This window comes from Pseudarthrobacter sp. NPDC058196, assembly GCF_042882685.1.
GTDB lineage: Bacteria > Actinomycetota > Actinomycetes > Actinomycetales > Micrococcaceae > Arthrobacter.
The window spans coordinates 16,198-29,415 of sequence record NZ_JBHVVN010000024.1 but is presented as its reverse complement, the minus strand read 5'-3'; the positions used below and the strand labels follow the sequence as shown (position 1 = coordinate 29,415).

At 66.3% G+C, this 13,218-nt stretch carries 10 protein-coding genes; 1 reads left to right on the top strand and 9 read right to left on the bottom strand.

Annotated elements, in window-relative coordinates; translation table 11 throughout:
• Positions 1–536: 536 nt before the first annotated feature.
• Complete coding sequence (locus tag ACFVVC_RS22205) at positions 537–1,556, bottom strand: zinc-binding dehydrogenase (protein WP_387458471.1); 1,020 nt, start codon at positions 1,554–1,556, stop codon at positions 537–539.
• A 281-nt stretch (positions 1,557–1,837) separates the two neighbouring features.
• Between ACFVVC_RS22205 and ACFVVC_RS22200 the strand changes: the two genes are divergently transcribed.
• Complete coding sequence (locus tag ACFVVC_RS22200; RefSeq protein WP_387458469.1) at positions 1,838–2,197, top strand: hypothetical protein; 360 nt, start codon at positions 1,838–1,840, stop codon at positions 2,195–2,197.
• Positions 2,198–2,291: 94 nt separating this feature from the next.
• Here the strand turns inward: ACFVVC_RS22200 and ACFVVC_RS22195 are convergent, their stop codons facing one another.
• The 8 genes from ACFVVC_RS22195 to ACFVVC_RS22160 all read right to left on the bottom strand — a co-directional run bounded on the left by ACFVVC_RS22195 (position 2,292) and on the right by ACFVVC_RS22160 (position 13,218).
• On the bottom strand, positions 2,292–4,571 hold the full coding sequence (locus ACFVVC_RS22195; protein WP_387458467.1) for a gluconokinase, GntK/IdnK-type: 2,280 nt from the start codon (positions 4,569–4,571) through the stop codon (positions 2,292–2,294).
• A gap of 11 nt (positions 4,572–4,582) precedes the next feature.
• Entirely contained in the window at positions 4,583–5,812 is a 1,230-nt protein-coding gene (gene manD / locus ACFVVC_RS22190) for a D-mannonate dehydratase ManD (RefSeq protein WP_387458465.1), read from the bottom strand.
• 69 nt (positions 5,813–5,881) lie between these two features.
• Positions 5,882–7,270 (bottom strand): glucuronide transporter, encoded by a 1,389-nt coding sequence (uidB, locus tag ACFVVC_RS22185; protein ID WP_387458463.1) that lies wholly within the window; start codon positions 7,268–7,270, stop codon positions 5,882–5,884.
• Positions 7,271–7,465: 195 nt separating this feature from the next.
• On the bottom strand, positions 7,466–8,896 hold the full coding sequence (locus ACFVVC_RS22180) for a mannitol dehydrogenase family protein (RefSeq protein WP_387458461.1): 1,431 nt from the start codon (positions 8,894–8,896) through the stop codon (positions 7,466–7,468).
• Positions 8,893–10,296, bottom strand: a complete 1,404-nt coding sequence (gene uxaC, locus ACFVVC_RS22175; RefSeq protein WP_387458459.1) for a glucuronate isomerase — start codon at positions 10,294–10,296, stop codon at positions 8,893–8,895. The genes ACFVVC_RS22180 and uxaC overlap by 4 nt, the downstream gene beginning before the upstream one ends.
• A gap of 3 nt (positions 10,297–10,299) precedes the next feature.
• Positions 10,300–11,205: a sugar phosphate isomerase/epimerase family protein gene (locus ACFVVC_RS22170; RefSeq protein ID WP_387458457.1), complete on the bottom strand. Its 906-nt coding sequence runs from the start codon at positions 11,203–11,205 to the stop codon at positions 10,300–10,302.
• A 4-nt stretch (positions 11,206–11,209) separates the two neighbouring features.
• A complete protein-coding gene (locus tag ACFVVC_RS22165; protein WP_387458455.1) occupies positions 11,210–12,373 on the bottom strand; it encodes a Gfo/Idh/MocA family protein in 1,164 nt (387 codons plus the stop codon).
• Positions 12,370–13,218: a sugar phosphate isomerase/epimerase family protein gene (locus ACFVVC_RS22160; RefSeq protein WP_387458453.1), complete on the bottom strand. Its 849-nt coding sequence runs from the start codon at positions 13,216–13,218 to the stop codon at positions 12,370–12,372. The genes ACFVVC_RS22165 and ACFVVC_RS22160 overlap by 4 nt, the downstream gene beginning before the upstream one ends.

Sequence of the window (13,218 nt, the reverse complement as noted above, 5' to 3'; positions counted from 1 at the left end):
TGGGCAGATCTATTGGCCATCACCGGGCAGCTTTACTGGCCACCAGCGGGAACTTTAACTGGCCGCTGGTGGGCAGAAACTAGTGGCCATTGACATCATCGTCCTGCGTTCCCGGAATCGGGGTAGAAAGAGAACAGACCCGCGTCTCATTGAGAGAAGCGAGCCTGTCGTGTTGGTTCGAGCATACATGGCCGCCCCCAGAGTGGTCAAAGACGTTCGCTCCCGGAGATAAGTCCACACGCAGGGCCATCGAAAAGCTCAGACAACCGACCCTCAGCGATGCGCCGCGACCAGTTGTGGTGCATTTTGGTGCAGGAGTGCCTGTGAAATGCTGCTTGCAGATGTGAGCAGATGGGATAAAAGTCCCGTAAATGCAAGGATTATGACGGTACTTCTAACGAACGCTTGACCTCCGAAATGGGTTCAAATCCCACCGTCACCGCCACGCAGAAAGGCCCTGGTTCCCTTGGAAACAATGGAACCAGGGCCTTTCGCTTGCCCGAGCCCAGTTACGCCGTGCAACCCCCAGAGAAGCGTCAGCCGGCAGGGTGGATCATGGTCATGCCCGCGACGTTTGCGCTGTCCATCCGGGGCAGCAGCTCTGCGGCCTCTTCCAATCCGATGACGCGCTCGATGAGTTTCTGCGGCTTGAGTGCGCCAGATTCGATCAGCGCGAGCATCCCTGGATAATCCGCCGCGGCCATCCCGTGGCTTCCGAAAACATCCAACTCCCACGCAATGACCCGGGCCATCTGAACGCGGGGGTGGCCCTCAACGGGCGGCAGGAGCCCGATCTGGACGTGCCGGCCGCGGCGCCGGAGGCTCAGGATCGCGTCGGCGCACGTCTGCTCGCTGCCGACGGCGTCGATGGAGACGTGGCTTCCTCCCGTCAGGGCATGCACCTTCGCCGGAATATCAGAACCGTCGGCGACCAACACATGATCGGCCCCAAGGGAAGCCGCCGCATCGAGGGCAGCCGCGTTCCGGTCCACGGCAATGACTTTGCCGCCCAGTGCCTTGGCAATCATGACGGCGCTGAGGCCAACGCCGCCCGCCCCCACAATGGTGACCCATTCACCGGCGGCCAGGCGGGCCCGGCTTGTCAGGGCCCGGTATGCGGTGGCGAAACGGCAGCCCAGGCTGGCAGCCGCTTCGAAGCTGACGCCTTCGGGGATCGCGACGAGATTGGTATCCGCCGCATGGATCACCACGCGTTCTGAGAACGACCCCCAGTGCGTGAAGCCCGGCTGCTGCTGTTCCGGGCATACCTGCGCATTGCCGCCCAGGCACCACTCGCAGGCCCCGCAACCCTCGACGAAGGGCGCCGTCACCCGGTCACCCACTGCCCAGCCGGTTACTCCGTGGCCGACCTCAACGACGACGCCGGCGAACTCGTGGCCGGGGACGTGCGGCAGGGCGATGTCGTCGTGGCCGGCCCACGCGTGCCAGTCGCTGCGGCACAAGCCGGTGGCGACGACGGAGATCACCACACCTCCCGCCGGCGCCTCCGGCTGGTCTACTTCCTCAACGGTCAGCGGTCCGGCTATGTGGTGCATGACAAGGGAACGCACTGGCCCTCCTTAGGTTGGGTTATCCAAGCCAGTCTAAGTGGGGGCCGGCGGCGCCTCCGCTTCCCGGGACGGGGCCACCAGCGCCGCCGTGAGTGGTGCACGGCGCCCCTCTGAGTCTCTCCGCACGCCCGGAGCGGCGAGCCGGAAGCTACAGCTCCGACATCGAACCGTCCGCAGGATGAGTGTTTTGCACTATTCGGGCAGAATGGGGTTTCAATCAGGCACACGCGCCTGGAAAGCAAGCCGAAGAGCGGACGGGGACACGGATGAACGAGTTTTTCGCAGCTTCCTGCGAGCACGGCGTTCTGCGGCTGCGCTGGGCCCCGGATGTCCACATCACGTACGAGATTGCCGTTAGGGCTGCCCGGGCCCTGGAGGGCTTCAGCGGCGGGTGGATCCTGCCACTCCTCGTTGACCTGAACGGGGTGGCCGGGTTGACGCCCGAAGCCAGGGCGGGCATGAATGCCTACCGCGGATTCTCGGCGGTGGCCCTCATCGGCAACGGACCTATGGGCAAGGTCGTGGCGGCATTTTCGCAACGGTCGCTGACTCCCACCGCGTACTTCACCAACGAAGACGAAGCCCTCGATTGGTTGTCGGGCCAGGGCAGCAGGGCCGCGAAGTAGCAGGCCGTCCGGCGCCGTGCCGTGCCTCCTCTTGGTTTCAGGGATGCCTCGAGGCTACGAACCAACGCCTCGAGGCATCCCTGGTCCAAGGCCCCTACAGGCGTGTGTCGAAGGACCCGCAGAACACGTTCTCGTTGAACGTGCCCTGGAATTCGGACTTGCCCTGGATCTTTTCCACAGCTGCCCGGATCGCCTCCCGGGTTCCGGCGTGCGCGTGGATTGCCGTCTTGACCATCGGCACGTCGATCAGGTGGTTCGGCTGGTTCAGGGACACGAAAACGGTGGGTACCTCCGTGACGTACCAAGGGATCTCCGCCGCCATGGGCGAGGACCACTTGATCCGGATTGCCGCCTCCTGCGCGAAACCCTTCACATTGGCGAACACAAAGGCGGCGTCGTACTTCTCCGAATAGTCCCCCGCGGCTTCCTCGGAGATGATGGACATGAAGTTCACGCCCGCCTCCCCGGCAGCCTCGCGCTGCTCCGCCGTCCGGAAGAGACTGACCGCAAACCCCGCCGCCTCCAGCTCCTCCTTGACCACGCCGAGGTAGGCCAGCGGATCAGCCCGGGTGAAGTCGGCGCCGCCGGAGATGCCGTAGAGCCGGATCCGCGGATGGGTTTCGGGCGTGATGGGCAGGTTCCCGGCTGTGTCCTTGACCAGGGTCACGGTCTTGTCGGCGATCTCCGCGGCCACGGCGCGGTGTTCAGCACTGCCAATCGCCGCAAGGGCCTCCGCAGGCGGCACCAGTTGGTCTGCAGCCTTCAGGTGCAGGCCCAGCGACGCCTTCAGCCCAAGGATCCGCCGCAGCGCGTCGTGCAGCCGCTGCTCCGTGATGACGCCGGACTTGTACCCGTCCAGCATGTACTGGAAGTCCTCGGCCGGGTTCCGGAAGAAGAGGAACATGTCGCAGCCGGCGGCGATCGTGGCAGGCACCAGGTCCTTGCGCTTCATGGCCTGCGTGAGGCCCACCATCTGTGAAGCATCCGTGAGGACCAGCCCGTTGAAGCCGAGCTCCCCGCGCAGCAGGTCCTGCAGGAGCTCCGGGGACAACGTGGCCGGCAGGATATCGGCGTCGGCCAGGCCGGGCCGGAAGTGCCGCGAAACCTCCGGTGCTCCAATGTGGCCCACCATGATCGACTGGACGCCGTGGGCGATCATTTCCCGGTACACGTGCCCGTAGGTACGGTCCCATTCGTCGTACCCAAGGGTGTTGTAGGAGGTGACCACGTGCTGGTCCCGCTCATCGATGCCGTCACCCGGGAAGTGCTTCATGGCGCAGGCCGTGGGTGATTCACTGATGCCGTCGAAGTATTCCTTGGCCCGCTCCACCACGATTTCCGGTGTGTTCCCGAACGAGCGCGTGGAGATGACGGTGTTCCGCCAGTTGTAGTGGATGTCCACGATCGGCGCGAAGGCCCAGTTGCACCCCAGTGCGGCCGTCTCAACGCCGGCGACCTGCCCCATTTGCCGGGCAATGTTCTTGTCCGGGTGGGAGCCTGCCTGCAGGTGCGTGGAGACGAAGGTGCCGTCGTCGCAGCTGCCGGCCCCGCCCATCTCCGGGTTGGACGCAACCAGCAGCGGGATCCTGGACCTGGACTGGGCGTACCGGATGTGTTCCTGCACAGCGGCGGACGGGCCCGGCCGGTAGCGCATGCCGCCCACGTGATAGTTGTCCAGCACACCGTCGAGGTACCCGGGCGAGTAGTCATTGTTGTGGTTGATGAACAGTTGCCCGATCTTTTCCTCGAGCGTCATCCCCGCAAGGGTGCCCTCCACCCAGGCGATGGCTCCGGCGTCGAGGTTGAACGGCGCGGCGGCGAGGTCGACGTCGAACTGGCGCGGCTGGCTGCCCCCGGCCGTCCGGGCGGGAGGTACGACGCCGGCGATGCCCTTGAGTGCCTGGGCCACCACCTCGGCGACGGGTGCGGCGATGTCCACCACCACGCCGGCTTCGTCGTCCTGGAGCGGTTCGAGGGTGGCGAGCTGGGAATCCAGCAGCGCCGGAGGCATGAAGTGGCCGGTGCGGCCTTCCGTCCGCGCCTTCAGGACCTCCTTGCTGCCGTTCAGGTGCAGGAACACCGTGTCAGGGGCCTGCGCACGGATGGCGTCGCGGTACGCGCGGCGCAGCGCCGAGCATGCCAGGACCAGGCCGCCGTCGGCTGCCCCTGCAAGCCTGCTGCCCACGGTGGCCAGCCAGGGCCAGCGGTCCTCGTCCGTCAGGGGCGTGCCGGCAGCCATCTTGGCGACATTTTCCACCGGGTGCAGGGAATCGCCGTCCAGGAACGGGATGCCCAGTTCGCGGGCCACGAGATCGCCGATGGTGGTCTTGCCGCAGCCGGAGACGCCCATCACGACGATTCGGATCTTGTTCATTGGGTGCTTCCTTACCAGTCGTGGACGGTGCCGTCGACCAGGCGGTTGTAGGGCAGGTAGGCCTGCTGGTAGGGGTACGCGGCGGCGGCTTCCTCGTTGAATTCGACGCCGATGCCGGGCTTGTCGCCGGGGTGCAGGTAGCCGTCGGTGAAGGTCATGGACTGTTCGAAGACCTCGTTGGTCTTGTCCGAGTGCTGCATGTACTCCTGGATGCCGTAGTTGTGGATGGCAAGGCCCACGTGCAGCTGCGCGGCGAAGCCCACCGGGGAAATATCCGTGGGGCCGTGGAAACCGGACTTGATCTGGTACTGCGCCGCGAAGTCCATGACCTTCTTCAGCGGTGAAATCCCGCCGAAGTGCGTGGACGCTGCCCGGACGTAGTCGATCAGCTGTTCCTTGATCAGCGTCTGGAAGTCGAACACGGTGTTGAAGATTTCACCGATCGCCAGCGGCGTGGTGGTGTGCTGGCGGACCAGGCGCAGGCCCTCCTGGTTCTCCGCCGGGGTGCAGTCCTCCAGCCAGAACAGGTCGTACGGCTCCAGTGCCTTGCCCAGTTTCGCGGCCTGGATGGGCGTCATCCGGTGGTGTCCGTCATGCAGCAGCGGGATCTCGGGACCGAACTCGTTCCGGACAGCCTCGAAGACCGTGGGCAGGTGCCGCAGGTATGCGCGGGTGTCCCAATCCTCTTCCTGCGGGAACGCTCCCCGGCCGGCCGGCTCGTAGTCATACCGCTCCCCGGACGCCTGCGCCTGGGCAGCCACACCGTAGACGGCTTTGATCCCCGGGATGGCGGTCTGGATCCGGATCGACTTGTAGCCGAGCTCCAGGTGCTCCCGCACGGAATCGAACAGCGACTCGATGTCCGAACCGGACGCATGGCCGTAGGCGCGCAGGCCGTTCCGTGACGCCCCGCCCAGCAGCTGGTAGACGGGAAGTCCGGCAACCTTGCCCTTGATGTCCCACAGCGCCATGTCGACGGCGGCGATGGCCGCCATGGTGACCGGGCCGCGGCGCCAGTACGCGCTCCGGTACAGGAACTGCCAGGTGTCCTCGATCCGGTGCGGATCCTTGCCGATGAGCAGCTGCGCGACGTGCTCCTTCAGGTAGGCGGCGACGGCGAGCTCGCGGCCGTTCAGGGTGGCGTCGCCAATACCGGTCACGCCGTCGTCCGTGGTGATCCGGAGGGTCACGAAGTTCCGGGTGGGGCTGGTAACGAACACTTCCGCGGCAATGATTTTCACAGCAGGTCCTTTCGGAGACGGTCGGGTCGGAGGGGGGACGTTGTGGCGGTAAGGAGTATTTTTGGGCGGTCAGCGGCGGTCCGCGTGGATGGCCGTTTCCCGGCTGTCCACTGACGCGGTCACGGCCTGGCGGGCCTTGATTTCCGCGACGATTTCCGCGTGGGCAATATCGGTGAGCTTGTAGAAGCGCATGATAGCCATGCCCAGGCCGCACAGCACCAGGGGTACCAGGCCCGCGGCGAGCTGGAGCCCCTGGATGGTGGCTTCGCTCTGGCCGGCGTCGGACCGGACGTAGCCCGCACTGGCGATCGCATAGGCCATGACCGCTCCGCCCAGGGCCTGGCCCATCTTGCGGGTGAAGGAGAAGAGCGAGTAGATGATGCCTTCGGTGCGGACGCCGGTCCGCGCTTCGCCGTATTCCACCGTGTCCGCTTCCAGGGCCCACACCACGATGTTCATGACCTGGACGCCCAGCAGGCTGACGACGAGTCCGGTGAAGGCCAGGTTGGTCATTGAATGCGGGGTGAAGATGACCAGCAGCGAACCGGCCATCACCAGCCCGCCGGCCATCAGGTACAAGGCCTTCTTGCCCCAGCGGCGGACCATGGCTGGGGTGAGGACAATCACGACGACGGCCAGCACCACGTTGACGATGGCCATGGGCTGGGCCAGGCTGACGTTCTGCAGGACATCGCGGAGGTAATAGACCTGGATGGTGGACAGGCCGGTGCTGGCGGTCAGCATCAGCAGCGAGGAAATGCAGAGCATCAGCAGCGGACGGTTGCCCTTGAGCGTGGCCAGTGATTGCTTGAACGTCACCTTGGTAACGTCACGGTGCACCACTTCACGGGTGGTGAAGACGGTCAGCAGGTACAGCGCCATGCCCGCCACCACAAAACTGATGGTCAATGCTGTGAAGAGCGGCTGCAACTGTGCGGCGCCCTGCTTGGTGAGCGGGGTGATGAAGAAGAGCAGCCCGGAGCCCACTATCAGGGAGCCGCACGAACGGGCAGCGCCCAGCTTGGCGCGCTCGGCCGGCTGCTGCGTCATCGCCCCGGCGAGGGAACCGTAGGGGATATTGACCAAGGAGTATGCCAGGCCCAGGCCCGCGTAGGTGAGGTAGGCGTACGCCAGCTTGCCGTCGTGGCTCCAGCCCGCGGGGACCGAGAAGGTCAGTGCACTCATGATCAGCAGCGGGAGGCCGCCGAAGAGGATGAAGGGCCGGAACTTGCCCAGTTTCCGGTGGAAGGTGCGGTCCACGATCCTGCCGGCGAAGATGTCCGCGAAAGCGTCGAAGAAGCGGACCAGCAGGAAAAGCGTGCCCGCCGCCGCCGCCGAGATGCCCGCTACGTCTGTGTAGTAGAGCAGGAGGTAGGTGGTGGAAAGCGTGAATGCGAGGTTGTTGGCGAGATCCCCGGCGCCGTAGCCGACGATACTCAGTTTGCTCAACTGTTTCATGATGCGGGCTCCTTTACCCGGTGCAGCCTGCCGGCCGCCACTTGGGGCCGGGGCTTTGTTCTGGCTGCAATCCTAACGACATGGCAAAATAACGGCAACCGGTTGCCAAAATTTGCATAAAAATTCCATGAAAAAGGCTGTCCCCACGTCGGCGCGGGACAGCCTTTTTCATGGTGGCTCATGGCAATGGACAGGTCACAGCGGCGCTGAGTGGCCGGCAACCGTCCCGCACAGGCCCTCCAGCAGGGCCACAACACCGTCGTCCCCGGCCAGGGCCGGATCGATGACCGCCAGCAACGCCTTGGTCCGTTCAGTCCCCTGCAGGCGGTTGGCGGCGGCAACGTCCCCGCCCAGCGGATCCTGGAACGATGCGGCCGCGGCACTGTAATCCATCCACGCCGCGATCATCAGCGCGGCCCCCGCACCGGTCCGGCCGGCCGCACGCTCGGCCTGCAGCACCGGTACGGCACGCATGCGCAGCTTGGTACTTCCGTCCATGGCAATCTGGGCCAGGTTGTGGGCGATCCTGGCATTGCCGAAGCGGGCCAGCAGGGCTTCCCGGTACGCGGTGACCTGCAGGTCCACGGCAGCGGGAAGATTGGCTTCCGCTTCGTCCCAGAACGCCTCGACGGCCCGCCGGCATTCCGGATCCGCCAAGGCTTCCGCCACGGTGGTGTGGCCCCTCAGCTGGCCTGCGTAGGCCAGAAGCGAGTGCGCGCCGTTGAGCAGCCACAACTTCCGGTTTTCGTAGGGTTCGATGTCCGCCACGAACAGCGCACCGGCGTCTTCCCAGCGCGGACGGCCTGCAGGGAAGTCCCCGCTGAGCACCCAGCTGGAGAAGGGTTCGGCCACCACCGGCGATTCGTCCCGGTAGCCGCAGGCTTCCCGGACGGCTGCCAGGTCCTTGTCAGTGGTCCGCGGGGTGATGCGGTCCACTGAGGTGCTGACAAAGCTGACGTTGGCGTCAATCCAAGCGGCGAACCCGGGGTCCCACGCCTGCGCGAATCCTGCAACGCCCTGCCGGGCCACCGTTCCATTGTTGGACAGGTTGTCGCAACAGACCACGGCGATCGGGCCCGAGCCCGCGTCCCGGCGGGCGGCTAGCGACAGCACCAGCCGTCCCAAGGGCGTCGCCGGTTGTCCGCCACCTGAACCCAGCCGTGCAAGGTCGGCTGCGACGTCGGGCGCGTTGACGTCAAGCTTGCCGTCCGCACCCAAACCGTAGGCCGCCTCGGTGATGGTCAGCGTGACCAGGGCAGTCTCCGGGGCGGCCACCAAGGTGGAAAGCCTTTCAAGGTCTGCCCCGTCCACAGCCTCCACGATGCTGCCGATGACCGTGAAGGAGTCGCCCTCGTCTGCCCGTTCCACCAATGTATAGAGCCCGTCCTGCTCCGCCAGGACAACCGCGGCATCCGGCCGGCGGCCGGTGAAGGCGGCAATTCCCCAGTCCGCCGCATCCGATGCCTGCTGGGTGTACCAGGCCTGGTGGGAGCGGTGGAAGGCCCCCAGCCCAAGGTGCACGATGCGCACGGGGGCCTTGGGGACGGGCCGGAGCTGCCGGTTCAGGCGTGGAAGGCCGGCCGCCGGAAGTGTGGCGGACGGCGCAGCCTCGAATGGGGCACTCACAGCTTGAACACCCTCCGTGGGGAGGCGTCCACGATGTCCACGATCAATTCGTGTGCCCGCTCCTCGGTGACCCGGTGTTCGGCCACGAGGCGGGCCAGGAAGGACGCCTCGATCCGCCTGGCCGTGTCATGGCGGGCCGGAATGGAGCAGAAGGCGCGGGTGTCGTCGATGAACCCGGAAGACCGCGAGAAACCCGCGGTTTCCGTCACCGCGGACCGGAAGCGCAGCATGGCGTCGGGGGCGTCCAGGAACCACCAGGGCGCACCGAGGTACACCGACGGGTAGAAACCGGCCAGCGGGGCCAGCTCGCGGGAGAAGACGGTCTCGTCCAAGGTGAACAGCACCAGGTGGAAGTCCTTGGCCGTCCCAAAGTCCTGCAGCAGCGGCCGGATGGCCTCCGTGTAGTTCACCGCCACCGGGATGTCGTGCCCGGTGTCAGCGCCGAAAGCCTCGAACGTGGGTGCGTGGTGGTTCCGGAAGGAGCCCGGGTGGATGGTCATGACCAGCCCGTCCGCCACCGACATCCTGGCCATCTGGTACAGCATGTGGGCTTCGAAAGCATCCCTGTCGCGGGCGCTGGCCTGGCCTGTCCTGCCGCGCTCAAAAAGCCGCTCCGCCTCGCCGTCGTCCAGTTTCAGGGTGGCAGGAGTGAAGACGCCGTGGTCGGCGGAAACGGCGCCGCGCTCCACGAAGTGGCGCCGGCGCGCCTCAAGTGCCTTGATGTACCCGGCGTAGCCGGTGGCGCCCTCCCCCGCAGAGCTGATGAGGCGCTCCACGTTCTCCTGCCAGGCCGGATGTGCCATGTTCAAGTACTGGTCTGGCCGGAAGGTGGGCAGCACCCGGCCGGCGAAGGCGGGGTCCGCGTGCAGCGCAGCGTGGCTGTCCAGAGAATCAAGCGGGTCATCAGTGGTGGCGAGCACCTCGATGTTGAATTCCTTGAACAGTTCCCGGGGACGGAAACCGGGCTCGGACAATTTGGCCTGCAGGGCATCGTAGAGCTGGTCCGCGTTCTGGCCGGACGGTTCCTCGGCAAGGCCGAAGACGTGGGCGAACTCCTGCCGGATCCAGTACCCGGAGGCGGTTCCCTCAAAGGCGGGCCATGCTTCACAGAAGTGCCGCCAGACCTGCCGCGAATCTGCGGGCTGGTTGCCAAGGCCCAGCTGGTCCATGGCCACTCCGCCGGCGTGGATCAGGCGGGTGACGTAATGGTCGGGAGTGACCAGGAGTGCGGCGGGGTCCGGGAACGGCGTGTTGTGTTCGATGACGGCAGCGTCGACGTGACCGTGCGGGGAAATGATGGGGAGCCCTTCCACCCGGGAGAAGAGCGAGCGGGCAACTTCCCGGACCCCGGGATCGGCAGGCAGGAGCCGGTCCGGGTGGTCCGCTATGGTCTGTGCCATGGCTCAACGCCTCCCGGCTGCGACATTGAGCCCTGCCAGGGCGGCTGTGGCGCGGAGGTACTCGAGGTTCCCGGCGGTTCGTTCAGCCAGCGGCAGCTCAGTGGAAAAGTCCTCCACGGTCACCCAGCCGTCGTATCCGAAGGCGGCGAGCGCCTTGAAGTACTGCAGGACGCTGCCCTGTCCCGCGCGCAGGGGCGCCCACTCGTTCTTGAAAATGGCTGCCCCTGATTCGTCGGTCTCGCCGCTGTCCACCCACACCGCGTTCTTCACGTGCACGTGGGCCAGGTAGTCGCCGAGGAGCTCGAAGGCGGGAAGGTAGTCCTCCTGCCCTTCGATCAGCAGGTTTCCCAGGTCATGGATGACGCCGACGTGCCGGGGGTCCAGGCCGTCCAGGAGCCGCAGCGCCGATGATGCCGATGCGGTGATGGTGCGGTGGTGCAGCTCCACGAGCGCCTTCACCCCGTGGTGCGCCGCCCGCTCGGCAATCCATTCGAAATCGCGGCGGGCAGCGGCGAAGAGTTCCGGGTAGGGGGTGCCGCTGGCCGGTTCGTTGCCCCAGGCGGCGGTTCCGAGCGGCGGCGTGGTCACCCGCACCTGGCCGGCTCCGAGCTTGGCGGTGGCGGCGAGCATGCGGTCAACATCGTCATGGTTGTCGCACCGCGCGTACCCGCCGATGCCGGAGAACTCCAGGCCGGCGTCGCTGGTAATGGCGGCGATCCGGTCCAGGTGGTCTTCCATTCCGGCCAGCGGCACGGTTGCCTTGTTCCCGGCCCAGAAGCCGGGCTCGGGGGCGTCACCCTGGTCCGTGATGCGCCATTCGACGCCGTCCCAGCCCTGGCCGGCGAGCTGCTGGGCTGCCTCCTCGGGGGTCCACTCGGGTGTTGATGCGGTAAATACTGAGAACTTCATGGTGTCAGGCGCTTTCTGCCGGTGTGCTGCCGGTGTGGACTTCGAGGTCGTTGTACTTGCCTGCCAGGACATCCTCGAAGAGGACGGGCTGGCCGAGGGTGGCCGAGACGTACACCGAACGCACCGCGGCAAGGGCATTGACGGCGTCGCTGACGGTGACTCCGGGCTGCTTCCCACCGGCGATGGCGGCCAGGATGTCCCGGTACTGACGGACGTGGCCGGCCGGGTACACGGTGGGATCGGCTGCTTTGTAGTCTTCCTCGGGGTGCTTGGCCAGTTCTTCCTCCGCCTGGTTACCCCCGCCTTGGAGTCCCATGTCCGCCGAGGCGCCGCCTGCGGCCCTGCTGTGGAAGTACTCCAGCCGGTCGTTGTCCACCACGGCGGAGCCCTCGGAGCCCATGAGCTGCACGCGCACGGTCAGTCCCGGGTAGGCGGCAGTGGTGGCGTGCAGGACGGCCAGGCCGCCGTTCTCGAAGGTCACGGTGGCTACTGCCGTGTCCTCCACCTCGATGCGTTCGTGGGCGAGGCGGGCGGTGTGCGCGAAGATTTCCACCGGCCGTCCCATGAACCACAGGAGCAGGTCCACGGTATGCACGCCTTGGTTCATGACGGCGCCGCCGCCGTCCATCGCCCAGGTGCCGCGCCAGTCGCCGGAGTCGTAGTAGCCCTGGCTGCGCCACCATGCCACCGAGGCGATGGCGGAGGTCAGCTTGCCGAAGCGGCCATCGGCGATGGCGCGGGACACGGCGACGCTGGACTGGTCGAAGCGGTGCTGGCTGATGACCGAGGCAATGATGCCCTTGCCGGCGGCTTCCTTCGCGGCGGCCTCGATTTCCTGGGCCCGGCTGAGGTCCACGTCGAGGGGCTTCTCGATGACCACGTGCTTGCCTGCCGCCAGCACCTCCAGGCTCTGCTGGATGTGCAGGCCGCTGGGAGTCGCCAGTGCCACGAGCTGGATGTCTTCGGCGGCGAAGGCCTCCGCCTGGGTGGTGTACAGGGCCGGCCGCGTACCGCCCTGCTGTTCGATGAAGTCCGCGAGTGCTTCGGCGGCCGCCGGGATGGCATCGATGAGGGCGACGATGCGGACCTCCGGGAATTCGCGGAGGGCTACGGCGTGCGTGCGGCCAATAACGCCGCACCCGGTGATGGCTGCATTCAAGGTGCTCATGCGGTCTGGACTCCTGCTTCTGCGGTGACTTTGGCGAAGGCGCGGGCTGCGATTCCGAAGGCCGTGGGGCCGGAGAAACCGCCCAGGCCGTGGGCGCCGGCGAGGTGCGGCTCAAGGGAAGCGAAGCCTTCGTAGCCGTCCGCCTTGAGCGCCTCCACGGTCCTCAGGACGTCCCCGTCGCCCTCGCCGGCAGGCACCACGTGGCCGTTGGCGAAGAGGGCATCCTTGACCTGGAGGTATTCCAGGTGCGGGCGCAGCTTGGCGTATCCCTCGTCGAAGGGCTTGACGCCCACCTGGACGAAGTTCGCAGCGTCCCAGGCCACCTTCAAGGCGGGTGAGTCCACGGTCTCGATGATGTCCAGGACACGGTCCGGGACGTCTCCGAAGATATCCTTCTCGTTTTCGTGCAGGAGGATCACGCCGGCTTCCTCGGCCACGCCGGCCAGGGCGCGCATGCGCTCGATGACGTCATCCCGGATGCTGTCCACCTGGACTGACTCGCCGTAGTAGAAGGAGAAGATGCGGATGTACTTCGCGTCCAGGACCTTGGCGGCATTGACCGCCCGGCGCAACCGCTCCACCTCATGCTCCACCGGGAGGCTGACGTCCACTTTTCCAATGGGCGAGGCAATGGCCGAGACCTTCATGCCTTTGTCTGCCAGCAAGGCGGCAAGTGCCTGGAGCTGTTCGTCGCTGAGGTCCACAATGTTGGTTCCCCATGCGCTGCGGACCTCGATGTGGTTGGCGCCGAGGGCCTGCAGCACGGCGATCTGGACTGCGGGGTCGTCGTCGATTTCGTCGCCGAAACCTGACAGCTGCCACGTGACCTGGGTGGTCGAGACCAT